The sequence below is a fragment of the Ammoniphilus soli genome (genome assembly GCF_040813775.1).
The window spans coordinates 1-20,976 of record NZ_JBEGDL010000059.1 but is presented as its reverse complement, the minus strand read 5'-3'; the positions used below and the strand labels follow the sequence as shown (position 1 = coordinate 20,976).

Sequence of the window (20,976 nt, the reverse complement as noted above, 5' to 3'; positions counted from 1 at the left end):
ACCAAATGCGTTGCCGTTCGATATCCGTAGCAAAATAGGTGATGATTTCTTGCTTTAGATTGACTAGGGACTTTTTAGCCTCTTCTTCATCCGTAAAACGGGTTTTATCTTCGATACATGGAATGCGGGAGTAATTGGAATATGCCGAGAGGGACAGTTTAACTTCCTTCGGTTTTCTTCGCTTTGTATAAATCAAGTGTATTTCCACTCCTACCATCAGAAAAAGCCAGCTCTCCTGATAAATCCATTTTCCATTTCTTCGTGGATTTTCTTCTTTCAATGTTTGTTTCCAGGTGAACAAAGGTTCTTGAGGATAGATCCGTGCATGACGTGGCCACAGTCGAACCAAGTCCAGTTCCATCATAGCTAATGATGATAAAATCAAGTCACTCACCTCCAGCTCAACATGGCTTTACCTATTCATATCCAGATAGAAAAGGGAAAATACGTGCAATTCTAAATATATTCTATGATGTTGAGGAAAACCAACATTCAAATCAGAAGAATGCCGGCAAAGAACTGAGTTCTGATAGAGCGGAAAAGGGTGGATGAGAAAATTGAGAAAAATACCCGGGACTCAGAGTCGAAGAACCGTTCCTGGAAGTTACTATAGAGATCGGAATGTTAGTGATACAACCGCTTATTCGGCAAGGCTAACAGGTGTGAGAACCCAAGCTTTATCTAATTCGCTTTACAATATGCTTACGTTTGGCTCACGAATGATAACTACGTTGTATATCGCTCCTATAGGCGGGATTATTGATAGAGCGGTGAAACAGCAGTTTGATCCCTTCTTGATCCTTCAACTTGTATTAATTGGTGCCTCGATAGGTACAGCAATGGCTATTCTTTTTATGCCAACTACTGTGAGGTTTTACGAATTAGGTATCGATGAAATAGACCAGCAGGGAAGTTCAGCTCGAGTATTCAAATCCTTATTTTTAACGAAGCAAGGAATTGCCAAAGTTCTTGCTTGCTTACGAATCCCTAAGATCCTTATGTTAAAAGATATTAGTTTTGAAGGTGTGCCAAAAAGCATGATTGTTTTGAATGCTATTCTACACTCATTTTTTACTGTTGGTTCGATTGCAGCGTTTTACGGGGCTTGGTTACAACCTGAGTACATGGTTCGGGCAAGTAGTCTGTCTTCAGCTATCAACGCTATCGCGGCTTTCATGCTATTGTTCTTAGTAGACCCGCGAGGCGCTATCATTATGGACAAGGGAATAAATCGTAAAATACCATTGAACGAAGTGAAGTCGTCCATGTTTTTTCTTGCAATAAGCCGTTTTATTGGTACAGTTTTATCCTTACTGGTTCTATACCCGGTTTCTTTATTTGTTGTGTTTATTGCAAAATTCTTTTAGAACACTTATGAATGAGAAAATATCACGAATCCGATAGTTTGGGAGCAGGTAACATTTCTGCTCCTTTTGTTGCTGAACTAACGGGCAGTTTAACTGAATAAGAAGGAGAAGGCATAAAAGAGACGAAATACTATTCAATATTCATAAAAAGGAGAGAATTATCGTGGAGATAACGCCAGTAGAACTGATAGGAGAAAGGGTTAAGATACTTCCTATGGAAGTTGATCACGTACAGGAATTATTTGATGCGGGAAACTATCCAGATATATGGGCGTATATGCCAATGAAAGTAGATTCAATTGAAGATATGAAATGTCTTGTGGATGGAGCGCTTCAAGCAAGAGTACAAGGAACTGAATTTCCTTTCGTTATCTATGATAAGGATTCAGGAAAAGTTGTGGGAAGCACTCGTTTTCTTGATATATCCATACCTAATCGGAGTTTGGAAATTGGTTGGACATGGCTGTCTCCGACAGTTTGGCGAACAAGTATAAATACTGAGTGTAAGTATCTTCTTTTGAAGTATTGCTTTGAAACACTAGGGACAATTCGTGTACAAATAAAAACAGATGGTCGTAATCTTAGGTCTCAACAGGCAATTGAAAGATTAGGTGCTGTTAAGGAAGGAGTGCTTCGTCGGCATCGCATCATGTATGATGGATATGTGCGAGACTCTGTGTATTACAGTGTAATCGATAAAGAATGGCTTTTCGTGAAGGACAGATTAGAGAGTATGCTACGACAATAGCGTAAGTTCTTGATTATTAAACGAAGGGATTCGATTGTTCGATAAGATGGGCTGCGTTCGGCAGCCCTTTTTTGTTCAGAAAGGGCAGATTTGTTGAATAACGGTAGAGAAAAAAAAATAGGGAATCCCTACCTCTTATCTATCTTAGCAAGTTCATCTCGGTCAGCCATTATAGGGTAGGTACATTATATCCGGTTAATAAAGAGCTGAAAACTTCTATTATTTTTATCTGCAATTTCTTTCCCACGCATCATCCATTGACTCACTTCTTTTGTTATGTAACCCTATGATAGATCCATATGCTCTAAAAATATGGTTACTCAACAACTTTAAGAGGAAACGGTGAGACATCCCAAGATTCGATTTCAAAGTCTCTCACCCCATGAACGATATAGGGGTCTTTCTCAATCAATGCTTGCGTTTCTTCATAAGACTCTGTTTTAAACAATAGATACCCCCCGACCTTGCCTATAAACAATCCTGCCGTCAGTAAAGTTCCCTCATCATATAGTTTTTTTAGATAATCAACGTGATCAGGCTTTAAATGTGCCCCTTTTTCATTACCTTTTAGAGTATATTTCACTAAGTATAACACCATATTTAATCTCCCTCTCTAAAAATGATTTTTGTTATTATGCCACATTTAACGCGGTTCGAAATAGTCGTTCGCCTTATTTTAAAGGAATCGTGATGTGTCCTTCAATCGTAAATTCAAAAACAAACAATGGGAAATGCATTTTGTAGTGATATGTTTCATCATTAATGATTCCAACGTAACTCCTTTTTATGCCCCTTCGAGAATATACATATCATATGGGGGGATTTAATGGAGTTACAAGGGAAGATAAGTTTAAGTGTTGGTTGGATAACTTTGTTTCTTATGGGTACTGACCTATTTGTGGTGTCTCCGTTATTACCGTTCATTTCGGAAGCATATCAGGTTAGTACATCGACCACAGGATGGATGGTAACAGTTTTTGCAGTTACATATGCTTTTTCAGCTCCTTTTTTTGGTTGGTTTTCAGATAAAAAGGGACGGAGAATATTTATTACGTTTGGTTTATTGCTGTTTGCTATTTCTAATGCACTAACCGCTTTTGCTCCTTCTTTTTTATGGTTAATTATAAGCCGTATTTTAGCTGGTTTGTCCGTTGCTTCAATTACCCCTTTGATATATGCAATCATTGGTGATATTGCACCACCAAATCGAAGGGGAACATGGCTTTCGATTGTTGTTTCAGGACACTTAACGGCTCTTTGGGCAGGAGCACCGTTCGGTACGTTATTAGAGCATTTTCTTGGTTGGCGTTCAGTATTTGTTGTAATGGCTATCATAGGAGCAATACTGGCAGTAGTGAATTTCAAAACATGGGTTTCTATTCCTAGAAGGGAAACCATAAATCTACTACAAGGAAATCTTCTTCGAATATTAGGTTCTGTAAGTGTTACTACCATTTGGGCAATATCGATGTACACTCTTTATGTTTATTTGGGAGCAGCTCTTTACTCCGAAAATAGATTCTCATCATCAGAAATCGCATTAGCTGTTACTTTTTATGGTATCGGAGCGGTTTTAGGAAGCCTTACAAGTGGACAATTAACAGATAAATTTGGAGAAAGAAAAATTTCAAAGGCTACACTAATTTTCTTGACTCTTATACTCATTTGTTTAGGGATATTCTTCTCATCTGGCGATTGGGTTTATTTCTTTCTGTTTATATGGGCTTTGGTTGGTTATGCAGGATTCACATCATATCAAGCAAGATTAGCAATGGAATATTCAAAAGAACGAGGAATTGCAATGGCATGGAATAATACAGCTTTATATATAGGTATCACGATTGGTTCAATGATTGGAGGTTATGTCATATCTAATTGGGGATATTCACTGCTCCCTTATGTTTGTAGCGGCGCAGCAATCGTTAGTTTTGTACTCAGTACCCAAAAGGTACAAGAAGCCAAAAAAGAATATGTTTTTTCAGAAGATAGATGACCTCAGAACGAGGTCTTGTTATTTAGCTAAACGAGGATCGATAGCAGGGGACGGCATCAAGCATCCGTCCCTTGCTTCGTTGCTGCACTATCGGGCAGGATTGCGGAATAGTGCGCCTAGCAAAGCTAGGCACAGCTTATTGGTAAAAGTCCAATCGAGGTAGGGCCCAAGCCGCCTCGTAGCTAGCAGGCATCTGGTGGTGAGAGCCTAAGGATGAAGCCCTGTGAAAAGCCCTGACTAGGGGGAAGCAAAACTGCAGGCCGTAACATGAAGTGAATCCTGCCGCATCGTCATTTACAACCCGAAAGGGACAAGAGGGAGCCGAATCTCGTATTGTGTGATGAAGGCCATGGAACGCGTGAAGAACTTGGAGAAACAGCGCGGAAGAACCCTCCGGTGTATGGGGATCGGCATGCAGTGACAGTTGTGTCTGGAACTAGGGAGACCCTACCTCGCACGACTGCGTCGTAAAACGTGAACCTATAAGCCCAAAGGGGTGAAGTGGCCAGCGGCAAGAAGGGAGTCGGATAGGGTGGTAGTACCGAGGAACGCAGGACAACATAACCTGCGGGAGGAAAGCACCCTTACTTTGTTCACGGGTATCAAAGGAGGTAAGAGCAAGTGAATGCAGTGAAATCTGCTAACTACACCAAAGGAAAAGTTCGAGAACTCCAAAGAACCCTCTACCTTGCGGCTAAGGCGAATGCCAATCGCAGGTTTCATGCCCTGTACGACAAAGTGTACAGATCAGACGTCATGTGGGAAGCATGGAAACGGGTCAAGGCAAATCGAGGAAGTGCGGGAGTCGATGGTATGACGATTCAGCACATTGTACAGGAATACGGGGAAGAACAATTCGTGAAAGATACGCAACAACAATTGCAGGAGAATGCCTATCGTCCCAAGCCAGTACGAAGGAAGGATATCCCCAAGGGTGATGGTAAAACGCGACCATTGGGGATACTTTTCTGGAACTTAAACGATATGGTGGAAGGACTCAACCAAAAGATACGAGGTCTACGCAATTATTATGGGATTACTCTTATGGCAAAGAAGTGGCTGAACCGAATCGATTGGTACATCCTCGAACGTTTGAATTTGTTCTGGAATAAGAAAAAGAACAAGAGACACAAACATGCAAGAATCGGCGAGATACAGCGAATAACCAAAGGAGTCTTATTGAAGCTCACAGGATGACCGCATGCCAAAAGAAGAAGAACATCGGAAAACCGTATGAGGGAAAACCTCACGTACGGTTTGATGAGGGGAAGCTGAAACAAGTGTAGGCAACCTTATGGTCGCCCCGCAAGTTTCAGTTTTCTACTCTACTGGGCAGTTAATAGCTTAATAAGAAAATTTCAAAAATGAGGGGTATATAATGTCAATGACTGATGAACAATTTGATGATTATTTGGATTATTGCTATGAAAAATTAGAAAAAAAGCAAGAGAAACTTTTTCAAGACTTTCAAATAGGTAACTATGAAAAATATTGGTACAACCAAGAACGAAGCGTATTACAGTTTATCGATAATGGGGTAATACAACTTGAATTTAAAGTTATTTTTATAGGTTCATGGTCAAAGAAGAGCGATACATGGATGTGGGCGTGGGCTAATGAAAGTATGCTGGAAGAAGTTCGTCAACTATCAAGCAGCATACAGGGATTGTATCAGGTTACTGATTTCGACATATTTAAGGAGCCAATATTTGAATGTGATGAGGCGATGGCTCACGAATTAACAGCATTTGCAGTGGAACAATTGGATGCTAGAGGGATGTATATTTCACCAGATGGGAATAGTCTTTTATTTATGGCTATTATAGAGCCTACTGAAACGTTTTAATTACCACAACATTATTGCACTCCCTCAGTTTAATTCATTTTTCTCACGAATGCTCGCTAATTCGTAGGATTTATTCCACTCGGAATTAGAATAATGGATGAAGGGGGAAGAGGCATGGCCAGTTTAGTTAAATGAGGGCATGGAAATAGGGGATCTAAATTAAATGAATTTTAAGATTGATTTCCCTTTTTACAGTATGCTAGTATAACTAGTATACCATGAAAACGATATCAATAGAAAAGGCAGGGGGATTAATGTGAAAAAGTTTACTGGTTTATTATCAGCAGTTCTTGTGACAAGCTTGGTTCTTGCAGGATGCGGAAATAGCGCTCCAGAAGCGACTGGAGATGCTAAAGCGGGAAGTGATACAGTTTATACTTTGAAAATGTCCACTCAAATGGCAGACACACACCCTATGGTGGAAGGATTTCATCAATTGGCTAAGAGATTAGACGAAAAAACCAATGGAAGAATCAAGATGGAAGTGTACACGAGTGCCCAGTTGGGTTCCGATGAAGATGTCATTGAACAAGCAATTCAAGGGGTGAACGTTGCTGTTCTTACGGATGGAGGACGGATGGGGAACTATGTAAAGGATATTGGTATTATCGGGGCTCCTTATTTGACGGACAACTACGAGGAAGTATTGAAGATTACGCAAGGCGATACGTTTAAAAGTTGGGAAAAGGAATTAGCTGAGCAAAATGGCATCCGCGTTCTTTCTTTTAATTGGTATGACGGGGCAAGACATTTCCTCACCAATAAGCCAGTTAAGTCACCTGAAGATCTAGATGGATTAAGAATAAGAACTCCAGGTGCACCGGTTTGGGCGGAATCCGTGAAAGCTATGGGAGCGATTCCAGTAGCTATGCCTTGGCCGGAATCCTATACCGCTGTACAGCAGGGAGCGATCGATGGAGCGGAAGCGCAGCATACGGCAACTTATGCTTCCAGAATGTATGAAGTGGTGAAGTATGTAAATAAAACTGGACATTTCCAACTGGTTAACGGGATCATTGTCGGTGAAAAGTGGTTCGATACCTTGCCGGAAGACCTGCAGAACATTTTAATGGAAGAGACAAAAGCTGTTGCTGAAGAAAACGCAAAGCACATCGCAAGCTTGTCTCAAGAGTTTGAGGAAAAAATGAAAGCGGAAGGTATGGAAGTTGTGGAAGTGGATGTCGAAGCATTCAAGGCGGCTGCGGACAAGGCCTATGAAGTATTAGGATTGAAAGAGCTTCGAGAAAAGATATACGCTGAAATTGGTAAATAGGGAAATATAGGGTGAAGAAGATATGAAAAAAGTATATGGGTATTTTTGTAAAATAGAGGAGACGATCGTACAAGTTTTCATTTGTGCAGTAATGGCTCTAGTGTTTATTTCAGCAGTATTCCGAACGATAAAATACCCGTTAAATTGGGCCACAGATTTATCATTGTTGTTATTTGCTTGGGTTGTATTTCTAGGTGCCGATATGGCACTTAGAAATACGGAATTAGTCAATGTGGATCTGCTGCTGAAAAGATTTGCGGGAAAAGTTCAAAAAAACATATATATATTTTGGAACCTGATCATCATGGCATTCTTATTGACCTTAATATGGTATGGAATTCCCCTGGCCATGGAAAGCTCGAAACGACTCTTCCAGACATTGGGGATTAGCTATTCATGGGCGACGATTAGCGTTCCGATTGGATCTATGTTTATGCTGATTACAACTGGAATCAAAATATTCCGGGCCTGGAAAAAAGAGAACTGGTAGAAAGGGGGAAAGCTTGTGTTACTCGTACTCATTGTATTTTTGTTTTTATTATTCTTCGGCATGCCGGTTGCTTTCGCGATCGGGTTATCCGGGATTGTATTCTTTCTGACAACACCGGAAGTCCCCTTTTCTATAGCAGTTCAAAGGGTATTGGTCCCATCTCAATCTTTCACCATGTTGGCAATTCCACTGTTCATCCTTGCGGGTAATTTAATGAACGAGACGGGAATCACCAAAAGGCTGATCAAACTGGCCAATGTATTGACCGGCCATATGTATGGGAATCTTGCTCAGGTCAGTGTCGTACTCAGTACGCTAATGGGCGGGGTATCCGGGTCCGCTGTTGCCGATGCCGCTATGCAATCCAGGGTCCTGGGGCCTGATATGATAAAAAGAGGCTATAGTCGGGGCTTTGCGGCATCCATCAATGGATGGTCGTCTCTCATTACGGCAACGATCCCGCCCAGTATGGGACTTATTATCTATGGATCGGTGGGAGAAGTTTCGATCGGCAGACTTTTTGCTGGCGGAATCTTGCCCGGTATCCTCATGATGGTGGCTCTGATGATCGCTGTATCTTATACCAGCAGAAAAAGAAAGTATCAGCCGGCGAGAGAAAAAGCGCCTGGATTTAAGGAAGTTCTAATTGCATTTAAAGACGGAATATGGGCGCTTTTGTTCCCTATCATTCTGATTGTCGGGATTCGGTATGGGATTTTTACGCCTTCTGAATCAGGAGCCTTTGCCGCTGTTTATGCCATTTTTGTGGGTGCGGTGATCTATAAGGAATTAACTTGGGAAAAATTCAAAAAGACGGTGTACGGCAGTGCCATGGATATTGGCGCGATCATGCTGATCATCTCGGTTTCCGGAATCTTCGGGTACGGAATTGTCTATGATCGGGTGACGCAAAGCCTTTCTGAGCTGATTACAGGAATTACGCAAAATCCTATTATCCTGTTTGCTATCATCATATTCTTATTGGCTGTATCAGGAATGTTTATTGAAACGACGGTTGTGGCTTTGCTCCTCACGCCGATCTTTGTTCCAATAATTAAGAGCGTGGGAATCGATCCCGTTCATTTCGGGCTGGTCATGATGACCGTAACGACTATGGGAATCATGACGCCTCCATTGGGAGTATCGTTATTTACCGTATCATCCATCATGGAATGTTCCCCTCAGGAGACAGTCAAAGAATCTCTGCCGTTTTTCGTTGCGGTTATTGCCGTAATATTAATTATGGTATTTTTCCCTCAACTAATATTATATATACCTAATAGGATATTTGGGGTATAGGAAAAGCTAGAATAAAAGGGGGCAACATGAAAATCAATATAACGCAAAAAAATGACAGTGATTCAAGGCGAAATTTTGTTTACAACTGTTTGTATGAGAACATCATCCAATTAATTCTTCCGCCGGGATGCGCTCTATCCGAAAAAGAAATCGGATTGCAGCTTAATGTGAGCAGGACACCGGTAAGGGAAGCGATGATTCAGCTTGCCAAGGAAGATCTTGTAGAGACCGTTCCCCAAATCGGATCTTATGTTTCGCTTATTAATCCCGCTTTAGTGGAAGAATCCAGGTTTATGAGAGAAACACTTGAGATTGCCGTAATCAAGCAAGCCGCAGAAAAAATCAATCCTTTGACCTTGCTGGAATTAGAGAAAAACCTCTATATGCAAAAATTAATGATCGAAAATGGAGATTATAAAGAATTTGTTAAGCATGATGATGCGTTTCATGAAATCATATTCAAAAGCTTGGGAAAAGAAAGAACCTGGCATGCCATCGATCAAATGAATGCCCAATTTAAGCGAGTGCGGATTTTGAGATTGGCAAGCACGGAAACTTCAAGATGGGAAGAAGTTGTGGAAGAGCATGAGGACTTATTTTCAGCTCTTAAAAATAAGGATGCTGTGTTGGCTGAAAAAAGGATGAAAGAACATTTAACTAAAGGAATCTTTCATTTAGATGAACTAAAGGCAAAGCATCCTGATTATTTTGAAGCGGGATTATAGAAAGAGAAATCGGGAGGGGACAACCTTATGAGAATGGCATTCAGATGGTATGGGAAGGGGAATGACCGTATCCCGTTGCATCATATTAAACAGATCCCTGGCGTTGAAGGCCTGGTTTGGGCTCTTCATGATATTCCAGCAGGGGAAGAATGGCCTATGGAGCGGATCCTGGAAGTAAAGCAGCAAGCCGAGGAATATGGATTTAATATTGATGTGGTAGAAAGTGTAAATGTTCATGAGGATATCAAGCTAGGCTTGCCCACTCGGGAGCAATACATCGAAATTTATAAGCGAACTATCGAAAAGCTGGGTCAAGCCGGGGTCAAGGTGATCTGTTATAACTTCATGCCGGTCTTTGATTGGACAAGGACAGATTTATACAAGGAATTAGAGGACGGTTCTACTGCGCTTTTCTTTGAAAAAGAAAAAGTCATGAATATGGACCCCCTCGAGCTGGTCGATAAAATTGCCAATAATTCGAGCTTTATCATGCCTGGTTGGGAGCCGGAAAGGCTATCGAGACTCACGGAGCTTTTTGAGGCGTATAAAAAGGTAACAGAGGAAGATCTATGGGATAACTTGAAATATTTCCTTGAGGAGATTATCCCAGTTGCAGAAAAAAGCGGAATCAAGATGGCCATTCATCCGGACGATCCTCCTTGGTCTATTTTCGGGTTGCCAAGAATCATTACAAATCAAGAGAATATAAGAAGAGTCTTAAAACTAGTAGACAGTCCGCATAATGGTTTGACCCTTTGCAGCGGATCCTTAGGCGCAAATCCCAATAATAATATTCCGGCCATGATCATGGAATTCGCAGACCGTATTCCTTTTGCCCACATCCGCAATGTAAGAGTGTATGAAAATGGTGATTTCATCGAAACTTCTCATCGAACTCAAGATGGTTCGGTCGATATCTATGAAGTCGTTAAAGCTTACCATGAAAATGGGTTCACTGGATATGCAAGACCTGACCATGGGAGACATATTTTTGACGAGGAATGCCGGCCTGGCTATGGACTTTACGACAGAGCCCTTGGAATCATGTATCTTTGGGGGATTTGGGATTCGCTAGAAAGAGCGAAAAAGGAGGAAGCCTATGTTGCCGCTAAATGAAAACTTAAAAGGAAAAGTAGCCGTCATCACAGGGGGCGGCGGAGTCCTATGCAGCGCCATGGCTAAGGAGTTGGGCAGGCAGGGAGTCAAGGTAGCCATTCTCAACCGAACGGCAGAAAAGGGAGAAAAGGTAGCAGAAGAAATCAGGCAATCTGGCGGTGAAGCGCTGTCCGTTGCATGCAACGTATTAGACGCAGAAAGCGTAAAGGGTGCAGAAGAAATTATTTTCAATTCGTTTGGGGCTTGTGACATTTTGATCAACGGAGCGGGCGGAAACCATCCGAATGGTGTAACAACCAATGAAATCTTGAAGATTGAGGACCTTGAGAATAAAGAAATCAAGACATTTTTCGATTTGAGTGTGGATGGATTTGGCCATGTATTCAACTTGAATATTCTTGGGACACTCATTCCAACTCAAGTGTTCACCAAAAGGATGATCAACAAAAAGGGAGCTATTGTCATCAATATGTCATCCATGAGCGCTCCAAGCCCTATGACTAAAGTTCCGGCCTACAGTGCAGCAAAAGCAGGAATTGACAACTTCACGCAATGGTTAGCCGTTCATATGGCTGAAGTGGGGATCAGAGTGAATGCGATAGCACCGGGATTCTTCTTAACTGAACAAAACAGAAATCTATTAAAAAACGAAGACGGCTCTTTAACAGAAAGATCCACTAAAATCATTTCTCATACCCCTATGCGAAGATTTGGTTCTCCGGAAGATCTTCTGGGGACCTTGCTTTGGTTGGCGGATGAGAATATGTCAGGCTTCGTTACGGGGATCACGGTTCCTGTAGATGGCGGATTTATGTCCTATTCAGGAGTTTAGGCGGGGATTAATAAATCTACTGAACTTCGCAGGGATGCCGTTCAGTAGATTTATTTATTAACAGCGAAAAAGGATGTGCACGAATGAAAAAGTGGGATATTTTGAAAAAGGTTGCCGATATCGGCGTTGTGGCTGTCGTGAGGGCGGAGTCCGTAGAACAAGCGAAAGAAATCTCTTATGCATGTGCTGATGGGGGAATTACAGCTATTGAAGTAACCTATACCGTACCCGGTGCAACCGAAGTGATCCAAGCCTTAAAAGCCGGAAGACGCGCGAGTCAGCTGATCGTAGGGGCTGGAACCGTATTGGATGCGGAAACGGCGAGAATTTCCATATTGGCAGGAGCGGATTTCGTCGTATCTCCGGGATTTGATTTAGAATCGGCCAAGCTTTGCCATCGCTATCAAGTGCCTTATATGGCAGGGTGCATGACCATTACCGAAATGATTCGGGCGCTTGAAGCGGGTTGTGACATCATTAAGCTGTTCCCCGGCAGTGCATTCGGGCCTTCATTTATAAAGGATGTGAAAGCCCCGCTCCTTCAAGTGAATTTGATGCCCACCGGCGGAGTAAGTCTGGACAATATAGCAGATTGGATAAGAAATGGTGCCGTCGCTGTCGGAGTAGGGGGACAATTGACCAAGGGCACACCTGAGCAAATCAGGGAAACAGCCAGGAAATACGTAGAAAAGGTTAATGAAGCTCGGAAAGGGCTTATTCGATAGAGTGAGGTATACATAATGAAAAAAGTTGTTATATTGGGTGAAGCTCTTTTGCGCTTATCTCCGCCGGGAAGAAATAGAATTGTCGGAAGTCCGCTTTTTGAGGTGAATTATGGCGGCAGTGAAGCCAATGTTGCTGTTGCTTTGAGCCAGTATGGTGTCGATACTTCTTTTGTCAGCAAGCTGCCAAGCCATGAATTAGGGGATGCGGCCATTGGCAAGCTTAGGGAGTTTGGCGTCAATACTTCTCATATTGCAAGAGGCGGAGACCGAATGGGAATCTATTATCTAGAGAATGGGTATTCAGTGAGACCAAGCAAAGTGGTTTATGACAGAAAAAATTCTGCGTTATCTGAAGCATGCGTTGAGGAATTTAACCTGGATGAAATTTTTCGGGGGAAGGATTTGTTTCACGTCTCGGGAATAACTCTAGGGATAAGCGAAAAAGGCTTTCAGCTGGCGAAAGCGTTCATGAAAGCAGCTAAAGAACGAGGCTTGAAAATAAGTTTTGATTTTAACTATAGAAGTAAGTTGTGGTCCATTGAACAAGCCAAAGAAAAATTTGAAAAAGTATTGGAATATGTTGATATTGCTTTTGCAGGCCATCTTGATTTTACCAGGATATTGGGGATCCCGATGGTAAGAAAATGGGAAGATAGCGATCTTCATGAGTATTTTGAGGATCTGTACAGAAAGGCAAGCGGTAAGTATCATTTTGAATGGATCGTATCTTCTTTCAGAGATGTAAAATCAGCATCTAAAAATGATTATCAAGGAATCATTTATAACGGAGATCAATAATATCAATCGAATAAATATTCTATTGATATTATTGATCGGGTTGGGACGGGAGATGCCTTTACAGCCGGATTCCTCTATGCCTATTTAATGGATAAAGGGCATGAGTACAAAGTCGAATTTGCCGCGGCTTCAGCTGCTTTAAAGCATACGATTCCCGGTGATATGAATAATGTGAAGGCGGATGAAGTAGAGAGCCTTTTCAGCATGGGTTTATTTCATGTCCAAAGGTAAAATTGGATCATCTGAACAACTTCATTTTTAGTGGGAAGAAGAATTTCTTCCTTTTTTTATGTAAAGTGATTAGAAGTAAAGAGGTTCTACAGTAGTAATGTATTCACCACCAAATAATCCAAATCAAAACCTTTTTCATCAAGTAGAAGAAATTCAGGAAAAGGATCCACTCCAATAAGATCGTTTTTCATTAGGACATTAATATAACATGTTTTTTAAACGGGAATCGATAGCGCGGGAATGGAATCGGCATCCTTCCCTTGCTTCATTGCTGTGGAAACAGGAGAATAGTTGAATAAAGTAGTAGAAATTAGTCAGGAGTGAAGGGGTGAGTGAAATAAGTTTAGCTAGTTATATTGGATGTAATGTAGAAATACCAGTTAATGATGATGAATATTCAGATGACTTTATTTATATTGGCAGTTGTTTTACGGATGAGTATAACCTGATAAATGTAAATAAATACCAGTTTACCACTCCTTATGTTTATGAGGTATCAAGTCTTTCGGGGATTGAGATTTCGAACTATATGAACCCAGAAACGTGTGCGGAATCCAAAATGAAGTTGATAGAACTATGTAAGATAATGGACGGTTATCTTAGGCGATTATTTTGAGTTATATAGTTGTTGGTTGGGAGAAGAAACTGAAAAGCGAAAAGGTGAGATAATCCTTCAAATCAACAACTTTGACATCGACCAGATTGAAATTCCTGAAAAAACCTTAGTTAGATTCGAGAAATGAAGTATCTGCTCAACTAACGGGAATCAATAGTTAAGGAGCCAATTATGTATGGCTCCTTTCTTCGTTTGTTCAACTGATATGAACGAAACTGTCAACCCACCGCACCAAAATGTTTTTTAGTTGGTGGTTCATTCAGCAAGAATAGAGTTATCCCTTATTCAACTTAGACACCTATTATCCTTTCGAATTTAGCTTGTCAAGGGTGTACTTACCTTGACAAGCTAAATCTAGAAATGGATACACTATTTAGAGTTGAAAAAGGAAAACCTTAAAGACTTGGCACGAAGGCAAAAATGGAGACGGTGGTATACAGTCTGATATGCGTGGGTTGGGTACCGCATTTCAATCCATTCGTCACGGAGCTGCTTCGGACTAACGGCGCACGTTCGGCTATCGATCTTTGTCTAGTGCATAGCGGTACATGAGGATCCTCCTTACTGGTGCTTTGCCTTCGAGCCAAAACTTCAAAATCTCTCAATCCAGTTTGAAAATAAGTTGAAATATAGATTAGGCAGAACTAGATTCTTCAAAATGCTTTTTCTCTATGATTGAGCCAATAGCCCAAATGAACCCAATAACATTTTGGATGATGAATATGCAAAAACCGGGGATTGCACCCCGGTTTGATGCTTTATTGTTGTGTGATCGATTTTCCATCATTCATCGCTTGTCCATCATACTGGAATGGCTGGTTTTTATCTCCCTGATTTCCTCTTTTATTCATGAAATTCGTGAAAGGCTGCCCCATCTGCCACATTCCCAGGTTATTTCGCAAGTTTGCTAAGGGCTTCATCATTCGCTGCAACCCCACATTATTTGGATTTCTCATGATATAGATGAAACCTATCCCTAAAGCTAATAATACAGGCATTCCCCATCTTCTGTTAGGTCTCGGTGAAAATGTTTGCAGTAATTGTGTCCACATTCCCATGTTGTTGCGATTTCTATTAGTGAGTGTCGCTAGAAGACTAATTCCTGAAGCTAATAAAGATATCATCGATCCGTGCAATGGTATCACCGCCATGTTAAGTTTTTTATAATGGTTTAATTTTAAACCATTAGTTAGATTGTCCTTAAAGAATTCTTTGTGTCATGGAAATTCATTCTGTCTTTTTGTGTTTTTTTACCGTAGGTTATAAGTTAATAAATAGGGGATGATAAAAAGAACATTTATCAGACTGAGGTGATTGGATATGGCCTACATCATGGTGAACGGCTGCAGACTTTATTATACAGTACAAGGCCAAGGGACTCCCATTCTCTTTATCCATCCACCTGTACTTACTCATTTCAATTTTAAATATCAAATAGAAGAGTTATCCAAATATTTCAAAGTCATTGCCTTTGATATTCGAGGGCATGGAAGAAGTTCATTTTCCAAACAGCCCTTGACCTATCCTTTGATCGCAGAGGATATAAAACATCTATTAGATCACTTGGAAACTCAGAAAGCATGGATTTGCGGCTATTCAACAGGAGGTTCCATTGTTCTTGAATTTTTGCTGTCTCAGGCCGATCGGGCATGGGGTGGAGTTGTCATTAGCGGAATGTCTGAAGTCAGTGATTGGTTCTTGAAAAACAAAATCGCTTTAGGGCTAGGCTTTGCTCGATTGAGAGCCCTTTCTGTACTCGCCCTTTCTACATCATGGACGAATACAAATACCAAGACTTCATATTGGAAAATGATTAGGGAAGAGCTAATGGGAAATGTGAAAAATGTTGAACAATATTACCGATATAGCTTGTCCTATAATTGTACCAATCGACTGGGAGAAATTGAGCATCCCGTATTATTAATCTATGGAGAAAAGGATAAGCGTTTCCACCGCTATGCCAAATTGTTGCATAACAAGCTGCCTTGCAGCGAATTGAAATGGATTCAACATGTCAAACATCAAATACCAACTAAAGCTGCCGTCGAGTTAAATGATCTAATTAAGCAATTCATTTATACATATAAAGAACCGGAAGAAAATCCAACGTTTCCTACCATACCATTGGAAGAAGAGACATTACCTGAACATGGGTTTTATCAGTGAAGAATTTGCGAGAGTTTGATTAGTTATAAACCGTTTAGATCACTTATTGTTGTTAGGTTGGAATGAATATGACTCATAGCGATTACCCTTTGCTTATGCAAGGGTTTTTATAAGTAGTTTTTAAAGTTTATTCCTGGAATTTGATGCGGAATTCATTCGAAGAGTTTAGGTGGAAAAAGTAATGACCAATCTTGACCCACCTAAGCTAACGGGAGTCCATAGTTCAATAATAAAAAATTATGGCTGCCACTGGATGGCAGCCTATTGTGCTATTGGGCAGTTAAGTTCCATAAACCCATGGAATCATGGTATAATACACCAATAAAAACCATAATAATATTTTGATTTGAAACTTTTATAAAGAGGGATGCAGGTTGCCGGATCATTATACTATTAAATATTTAATAACATTGATGTTACAAGCAGGAGTAGAGCAGGAAATAATATATGAGGTTACTTATCGATTGAGGGATTCATTCCGTTCCTTGTCAACGTTAGAGTTGGAAATGTTCGTAAAAGAATGCTTAGATAAACACAAATAAAACTTATTAAAATAAAAAGGATGCTATGTAATAAGCATCCTTTAAAATCCTTATTTTGCTTTTTCTTTTCTACGAAACCATATCTTGAAATTAGTTTCTAATTCCCTTTCTTTTTCGTTAGGCTTAATTAGTACACCTTCCTGCCACAGCTGATAACCGTATATGACCACCGCCAAGGAAACCATTAACAGGAAAACTCCCCATTCATTAAACCTAACCAGTTGGTATATCCAGCCGTTGAATATGTCGTTTAGGAAGAAGGCAAATGCTCCATCGATCACGATATTCGTGATGAGATATAGCCACCATTTTCGAAAGGTGAAGTAAAAAATCCAAATAGTACCCACTAAAAAAGCCCCATATGTGAAGGCTACATTCGTTATATATCCCCATGGTACTATTGCTTCTTTCATAACCCACCAGTTGAAAACATGTGCCATTTCAAAAATGATGGTTACAAGCAGTGAAACAAAAATTGCAACAGGCATATAGCGTTTAATAATATCCCTCTTTAGAAAGAATAGGGATAACCACGGGACAATTAGACTGCCCCACAATACAACTTTAGTCACTGGATTGGTAATCTCCTTTCTGTTTAGAAATACGGGTTAAGAAAAGGATTACCTAATTCATGAAAAAAAAGACTTTAACATTGGAGAGGGTCTTTTTTTTCTATAATAAACGTACGAACGGAGATCGATAGCGTGATATAGGGATGCTTCGGCATCCTTTTTTCATTGTTCCCCACATTGGAAGTAAAGAATCCAAAAAAAATCGCTAACAATGAGTTAGCGATCTCTTGGGGTTACATCTATATTCTTGAGTGTAGGGACTGAATACGGAGTTGATCCCCGATATTATAATTCCCCTACAAACAACATTTATAAAAACAGAAAGAGAGTACCGTTTTTCGGTACTCTCTTTGGTTTAGACATGAGCAAGTTCTGGTGTTTGTACATGTAGGGGTGGTGGAATTAACCAGCCTTTTTCTTTGTTTAAGCGTAGTAATCTTGCACCATACTGGGCTTTAGCCGTATGGAATTGCCCAAACATCATGGCGATATCTTCACGAATGCTTTGACCAATAATTTGACTGCAAGTAACCAACCCTGCGGCAATGTCTCTTGAAACACCAGCGGATATTTCAGGGTCCATAAATCTTGCTCCAGTTGGAATACTTTCCAATGAAGCAATTGGGCGTTCGGGCGGAGAAGGTGGTAGTCCAATTCCATTTACTTTTAGTAAATTTTCTACCTGTTCAATTTCTTGCTTCATATTATGAGTCATATCTTCAAGAAATTTTTTAAGGTCTTTATCGCCTGTGTGATTGATAAATGTCTGGTATCCCGCTAATAACCCTTTGGTGGTTGAAAGATAAGTCCAAACACCAAAAACCTCGCCATAATGCATGGGTTCGTTTTGGGGATTTCCACTTAATACTCCCATAATCGTCCTCCCTACACTCATTAAAGTTGTCATATCCATATTGGGTTTCTCCTTTATAAGAATTTAAACCCAAGTTTATTTTTGGCAGTTGAGGTACATTTCATTATGGTAAAAATAAGTGAATTTTTGTATTCTAAAGTTGTTCTGCTAACGGAATCGATACTTGATTAAGACAGAAAAAACTAATGGTAGCCTATTGTGCTATTGGGCAGAATTGTGGAATAATATGGTACATTTATAGATACTTAATATGAACTTGATTACAAGGAGATTAACCATGAAAGAAAAGATTTTTTATAAAAGAGGAACTGAAGAATTAAAACAGAAAAGCATTCGCGCACATAAACTCGTCCAAGAATTTAACAGATGCGACGTTGAGGAATTTGAAAAGAAAGAATCAATTATTCAAGAGTTATTTGGAAGTGTTGGAGCCAATGTTAGCATTGAACATAATTTCCACTGTGATTTAGGCTATAACATTCATGTAGGGGACAATTTCTACGCAGGGTACAACTGCACTATTTTAGATATGGCAGAAGTACGAATCGGTGACGACTGTATGATAGCTCCTAATGTTGGGATTTACACCGCAGGACATTCGATAGAACCTAAAGATAGAAATAAGAGTGGATATGCCGTACCGATTACGATTGGTAACAATGTATGGATTGGCGGAAGTTGTGTAATCTTACCCGGAGTTACGATTGGCGATAATTCCATCGTTGCAGCGGGTTCAGTCGTTACAAAGGATGTCCCTGCCAATACGATTGTGGCAGGGAATCCAGCGAAAATATTAAAAAAGATATCTGATGAAGTTTAGTTACGGGTACGTTATTGTGCTAACGGAGATCGATAGTGCGATAGGTCGGTTTGCGTTCAGCAGCCTTTTTTGCTCCGCTAACCTTACGTTGAATATAAAACCTTACCGCTAAAATAAGTGTTAAAAAGATATAATTATATTCAAAAGGAGCTACTAAAAATGATACATATCCTGTTTGGTCCATCTCCAGCGGCTAGTTTAAAAGTGGCACTAAATGATTTAGGTATAGATAAGCAAAGTGTCATTTCTTTTTGGGACATGTTCTCCGTTGGTCCCATCTCGAAGTTACATGAAGAGGTTGGAAAAGAAAACAGGTTTGAATGGGTGAAAAATATTTGGGATGGTGGATACGATGATTATCAAGAATATAAAATTAGATTTCAACAGGCCATAAATCAAATAAAAGCCATCCCTAATGGTGAACTCATTACTATTTGGGTTGGGGACAACTCTCATGAGCAGACAGGACTTCGATACGCTCTCCACCTGTTAAAAGATAAAGACATTGATATTATAACCATCAACACCACCAAATCACATAACGAACTTTTTAAGAAAAAGAAAATAATATATACCATTTTACACACAGGTGAAATTTCCCCTGAAAAACTTCAAAGCATATATAAACAAAGTAAGCATGAACCACCTCTGACACAGCATGAACGTGAGGATTGTGAAAAAGAATGGCTTTCTCTTTCGGATAGTCAAGAAACCTTGAGAATCTGGAGAAATGGAAGGATGCATAGCGTAACTGAAAATTATTATGATGAGTTTATAATAACCAGAGCAAGAAAGCTCCATGGTAAAGAAAAGACAAGCGGATTTATGAAGTCAGCCAGACTTATTGGTGATGTTATGGGACATTTAGATCAGTATGTTGGTGATGCGTTCTTGGAGTATCGTCTTAAAAAGTTGATAGAAGCAGGGGTATTTGATGCGGAAGGTAGTCTTGAAGCGATGAGATTTTACAGTGTGCGATTAAGGTCGTAAACACTTTCCTAAATTAATGTTACAATTTAAATTCAACTAGCGAACGGAGATCAATAGAATGATTTGGGATGCTTAGGCATCCCGTTCTTTTTTGTTCCGCTAAAGGGCAGGATAGTGGAATAGTCAGAATTAACAATATAGCCACACTTAAAACAGGTTTTATTTGTAAAATTCTGTATAATAAAAGAAAGGAGGTTTTTCAATGAAGAAATTCACGATGTTATTCTCGTTATTTTTTGTATTGTTCTTAGTTGGTTGTTCGGAACAGTCCATTGAAACTATAACGGACCCAGATACTAAATCAAAAGTTGAAGTGGTAACAAATATTGAATCTAAGATGATTTTGTACAAGAATATGTATGATAATATGGACCGAGGCAATCATGACTTTTTCGACCAAGACATTGTTGTTGATACCCAACACTACGATGAAAATCAAATAAAGAGAGGAGAAATTGTTTATTACAAAACACCAACGGTGAATAATCCGAATTTATCCCCCTCTGAAAAAAGTATATCGAGAGTTATTGCTCTTTCTGGAGAGAAAATAAAAGTTGAAAAAGGTCAAATTTATATTAACGGAAAGATGTTAGATACATTTTATGGAAAATATCATAACAGAGGTGCAAATATTGATGATTATAAAAAGATGTTAAAAGAAGGGAACAGCAGTGACCATGTTAATGGTTATATTAGTCAGATTGAAAATACTAATATGCAAGAAATAGCGATTCCACAAGGTCATGTGTTTATAATCGGAGACACTTGGGATAGAAGTATTGATAGTCGTGAGTTTGGACCGTTACCACAAGAAAAAATCATCGGAAAAGTGATCGGATATAAGTAAAGGGTGGCAATCTGCCATTCTTTTTTTCATATAGCTATTGAGCTAACGGGAATCTATAACGTAATAATTAAAATCATACAAAAAGCCTTAGCTATAATGCTAAGGC

The 20,976-nt window shown here is 39.9% G+C and carries 24 protein-coding genes and 1 pseudogene; 20 read left to right on the top strand and 5 right to left on the bottom strand.

Features of this window, described 5'->3' with window-relative positions; all coding sequences use genetic code 11:
- Positions 1–385: hypothetical protein (locus ABLT31_RS36505; RefSeq protein WP_367760642.1), on the bottom strand; the 385-nt coding region annotated here is incomplete at its 3' end.
- 172 nt (positions 386–557) lie between these two features.
- Here ABLT31_RS36505 and ABLT31_RS36500 point away from each other — a divergent pair.
- Together ABLT31_RS36500 and ABLT31_RS36495 are read left to right on the top strand one after the other, a co-directional pair.
- Positions 558–1,367 carry a lipid II flippase family protein gene (locus ABLT31_RS36500; protein ID WP_367760641.1) on the top strand — a complete coding sequence of 270 codons (810 nt, stop codon included), beginning with the start codon at positions 558–560 and terminating at the stop codon, positions 1,365–1,367.
- A gap of 163 nt (positions 1,368–1,530) precedes the next feature.
- Positions 1,531–2,115, top strand: coding sequence for a GNAT family N-acetyltransferase (locus ABLT31_RS36495; protein ID WP_367760640.1), 585 nt, complete (start codon positions 1,531–1,533; stop codon positions 2,113–2,115).
- A gap of 316 nt (positions 2,116–2,431) precedes the next feature.
- Here the strand turns inward: ABLT31_RS36495 and ABLT31_RS36490 are convergent, their stop codons facing one another.
- A complete protein-coding gene (locus ABLT31_RS36490) occupies positions 2,432–2,710 on the bottom strand; it encodes a YciI family protein (protein WP_367760639.1) in 279 nt (92 codons plus the stop codon).
- Positions 2,711–2,941: 231 nt separating this feature from the next.
- Here ABLT31_RS36490 and ABLT31_RS36485 point away from each other — a divergent pair, with 231 nt between their 5' ends.
- The 14 genes and pseudogenes from ABLT31_RS36485 to ABLT31_RS36420 all read left to right on the top strand — a co-directional run bounded on the left by ABLT31_RS36485 (position 2,942) and on the right by ABLT31_RS36420 (position 14,611).
- Positions 2,942–4,108 carry an MFS transporter gene (locus ABLT31_RS36485; protein WP_367760637.1) on the top strand — a complete coding sequence of 389 codons (1,167 nt, stop codon included), beginning with the start codon at positions 2,942–2,944 and terminating at the stop codon, positions 4,106–4,108.
- A 621-nt stretch (positions 4,109–4,729) separates the two neighbouring features.
- Positions 4,730–5,305, top strand: coding sequence for a group II intron maturase-specific domain-containing protein (locus tag ABLT31_RS36480; protein ID WP_367760635.1), 576 nt, complete (start codon positions 4,730–4,732; stop codon positions 5,303–5,305).
- Positions 5,306–5,486: 181 nt separating this feature from the next.
- Positions 5,487–5,954 carry a DUF6882 domain-containing protein gene (locus tag ABLT31_RS36475; RefSeq protein ID WP_367760633.1) on the top strand — a complete coding sequence of 156 codons (468 nt, stop codon included), beginning with the start codon at positions 5,487–5,489 and terminating at the stop codon, positions 5,952–5,954.
- Positions 5,955–6,210: 256 nt separating this feature from the next.
- Positions 6,211–7,227: a C4-dicarboxylate TRAP transporter substrate-binding protein gene (locus tag ABLT31_RS36470; protein ID WP_367760631.1), complete on the top strand. Its 1,017-nt coding sequence runs from the start codon at positions 6,211–6,213 to the stop codon at positions 7,225–7,227.
- Positions 7,228–7,249: 22 nt separating this feature from the next.
- Positions 7,250–7,717: a TRAP transporter small permease gene (locus ABLT31_RS36465; protein ID WP_367760630.1), complete on the top strand. Its 468-nt coding sequence runs from the start codon at positions 7,250–7,252 to the stop codon at positions 7,715–7,717.
- 15 nt (positions 7,718–7,732) lie between these two features.
- On the top strand, positions 7,733–9,016 hold the full coding sequence (locus ABLT31_RS36460) for a TRAP transporter large permease (RefSeq protein ID WP_367760628.1): 1,284 nt from the start codon (positions 7,733–7,735) through the stop codon (positions 9,014–9,016).
- Positions 9,017–9,042: 26 nt separating this feature from the next.
- On the top strand, positions 9,043–9,741 hold the full coding sequence (locus ABLT31_RS36455) for a GntR family transcriptional regulator (RefSeq protein WP_367760627.1): 699 nt from the start codon (positions 9,043–9,045) through the stop codon (positions 9,739–9,741).
- A 27-nt stretch (positions 9,742–9,768) separates the two neighbouring features.
- Positions 9,769–10,857, top strand: coding sequence for a mannonate dehydratase (gene uxuA / locus ABLT31_RS36450; RefSeq protein WP_367760624.1), 1,089 nt, complete (start codon positions 9,769–9,771; stop codon positions 10,855–10,857).
- On the top strand, positions 10,841–11,689 hold the full coding sequence (locus ABLT31_RS36445) for an SDR family oxidoreductase (protein WP_367760622.1): 849 nt from the start codon (positions 10,841–10,843) through the stop codon (positions 11,687–11,689). Before uxuA ends, ABLT31_RS36445 begins: the two co-directional genes overlap by 17 nt.
- 83 nt (positions 11,690–11,772) lie before the next feature.
- A complete protein-coding gene (locus tag ABLT31_RS36440; RefSeq protein WP_367760620.1) occupies positions 11,773–12,414 on the top strand; it encodes a bifunctional 2-keto-4-hydroxyglutarate aldolase/2-keto-3-deoxy-6-phosphogluconate aldolase in 642 nt (213 codons plus the stop codon).
- 15 nt (positions 12,415–12,429) lie between these two features.
- Entirely contained in the window at positions 12,430–13,212 is a 783-nt protein-coding gene (locus tag ABLT31_RS36435; protein ID WP_367760617.1) for a PfkB family carbohydrate kinase, read from the top strand.
- A 21-nt stretch (positions 13,213–13,233) separates the two neighbouring features.
- On the top strand, positions 13,234–13,443 hold the full coding sequence (locus ABLT31_RS36430) for a PfkB family carbohydrate kinase (protein ID WP_367760645.1): 210 nt from the start codon (positions 13,234–13,236) through the stop codon (positions 13,441–13,443).
- Between the two features lie 337 nt (positions 13,444–13,780).
- A pseudogene (locus ABLT31_RS36425) lies at positions 13,781–14,186 on the top strand (hypothetical protein).
- 293 nt (positions 14,187–14,479) lie between these two features.
- Positions 14,480–14,611: a hypothetical protein gene (locus ABLT31_RS36420; protein ID WP_367760616.1), complete on the top strand. Its 132-nt coding sequence runs from the start codon at positions 14,480–14,482 to the stop codon at positions 14,609–14,611.
- Positions 14,612–14,817: 206 nt separating this feature from the next.
- On the opposite strand, the gene ABLT31_RS36415 is transcribed toward ABLT31_RS36420, so the two are convergent.
- Positions 14,818–15,057: a hypothetical protein gene (locus tag ABLT31_RS36415; protein WP_367760614.1), complete on the bottom strand. Its 240-nt coding sequence runs from the start codon at positions 15,055–15,057 to the stop codon at positions 14,818–14,820.
- Between the two features lie 322 nt (positions 15,058–15,379).
- Between ABLT31_RS36415 and ABLT31_RS36410 the strand changes: the two genes are divergently transcribed.
- Positions 15,380–16,225 carry an alpha/beta fold hydrolase gene (locus ABLT31_RS36410; RefSeq protein WP_367760613.1) on the top strand — a complete coding sequence of 282 codons (846 nt, stop codon included), beginning with the start codon at positions 15,380–15,382 and terminating at the stop codon, positions 16,223–16,225.
- A gap of 592 nt (positions 16,226–16,817) precedes the next feature.
- On the opposite strand, the gene ABLT31_RS36405 is transcribed toward ABLT31_RS36410, so the two are convergent.
- The gene (locus tag ABLT31_RS36405; protein WP_367760611.1) at positions 16,818–17,339 is read right to left on the bottom strand and encodes a hypothetical protein; all 522 of its coding nucleotides are present in this window, start codon (positions 17,337–17,339) and stop codon (positions 16,818–16,820) included.
- Between the two features lie 355 nt (positions 17,340–17,694).
- Entirely contained in the window at positions 17,695–18,213 is a 519-nt protein-coding gene (locus ABLT31_RS36400) for a DUF3231 family protein (protein WP_367760644.1), read from the bottom strand.
- 277 nt (positions 18,214–18,490) lie between these two features.
- Between ABLT31_RS36400 and ABLT31_RS36395 the strand changes: the two genes are divergently transcribed.
- The 3 genes from ABLT31_RS36395 (at position 18,491) to lepB (ending at position 20,870) form a co-directional block, all read left to right on the top strand.
- Positions 18,491–19,033 carry a sugar O-acetyltransferase gene (locus tag ABLT31_RS36395; RefSeq protein ID WP_367760609.1) on the top strand — a complete coding sequence of 181 codons (543 nt, stop codon included), beginning with the start codon at positions 18,491–18,493 and terminating at the stop codon, positions 19,031–19,033.
- A gap of 159 nt (positions 19,034–19,192) precedes the next feature.
- Entirely contained in the window at positions 19,193–20,023 is an 831-nt protein-coding gene (locus tag ABLT31_RS36390; protein WP_367760608.1) for a DUF1835 domain-containing protein, read from the top strand.
- 202 nt (positions 20,024–20,225) lie between these two features.
- A complete protein-coding gene (gene lepB, locus ABLT31_RS36385; protein ID WP_367760607.1) occupies positions 20,226–20,870 on the top strand; it encodes a signal peptidase I in 645 nt (214 codons plus the stop codon).
- The last annotated feature ends 106 nt before the right edge of the window (positions 20,871–20,976 follow it).

Excerpts from the sequence above, each read along its gene's own strand:
- ABLT31_RS36445 (WP_367760622.1), top strand. The coding sequence starts at position 10,841 with ATGTTGCCGCTAAATGAAAACTTAAAAGGAAAAGTAGCCGTCATCACA.
- ABLT31_RS36415 (WP_367760614.1), bottom strand. The coding sequence starts at position 15,057 with ATGCCTGTATTATTAGCTTTAGGGATAGGTTTCATCTATATCATGAGA.
- ABLT31_RS36440 (WP_367760620.1), top strand. The coding sequence starts at position 11,773 with ATGAAAAAGTGGGATATTTTGAAAAAGGTTGCCGATATCGGCGTTGTG.
- ABLT31_RS36390 (WP_367760608.1), top strand. The coding sequence starts at position 19,193 with ATGATACATATCCTGTTTGGTCCATCTCCAGCGGCTAGTTTAAAAGTG.
- ABLT31_RS36455 (WP_367760627.1), top strand. The coding sequence starts at position 9,043 with ATGAAAATCAATATAACGCAAAAAAATGACAGTGATTCAAGGCGAAAT.
- ABLT31_RS36465 (WP_367760630.1), top strand. The coding sequence starts at position 7,250 with ATGAAAAAAGTATATGGGTATTTTTGTAAAATAGAGGAGACGATCGTA.
- ABLT31_RS36400 (WP_367760644.1), bottom strand. The coding sequence starts at position 18,213 with ATGGGAGTATTAAGTGGAAATCCCCAAAACGAACCCATGCATTATGGC.
- ABLT31_RS36485 (WP_367760637.1), top strand. The coding sequence starts at position 2,942 with ATGGAGTTACAAGGGAAGATAAGTTTAAGTGTTGGTTGGATAACTTTG.
- ABLT31_RS36410 (WP_367760613.1), top strand. The coding sequence starts at position 15,380 with ATGGCCTACATCATGGTGAACGGCTGCAGACTTTATTATACAGTACAA.
- uxuA (WP_367760624.1), top strand. The coding sequence starts at position 9,769 with ATGAGAATGGCATTCAGATGGTATGGGAAGGGGAATGACCGTATCCCG.
- ABLT31_RS36435 (WP_367760617.1), top strand. The coding sequence starts at position 12,430 with ATGAAAAAAGTTGTTATATTGGGTGAAGCTCTTTTGCGCTTATCTCCG.
- ABLT31_RS36475 (WP_367760633.1), top strand. The coding sequence starts at position 5,487 with ATGTCAATGACTGATGAACAATTTGATGATTATTTGGATTATTGCTAT.
- lepB (WP_367760607.1), top strand. The coding sequence starts at position 20,226 with ATGAAGAAATTCACGATGTTATTCTCGTTATTTTTTGTATTGTTCTTA.
- ABLT31_RS36420 (WP_367760616.1), top strand. The coding sequence starts at position 14,480 with ATGGAGACGGTGGTATACAGTCTGATATGCGTGGGTTGGGTACCGCAT.
- ABLT31_RS36395 (WP_367760609.1), top strand. The coding sequence starts at position 18,491 with ATGAAAGAAAAGATTTTTTATAAAAGAGGAACTGAAGAATTAAAACAG.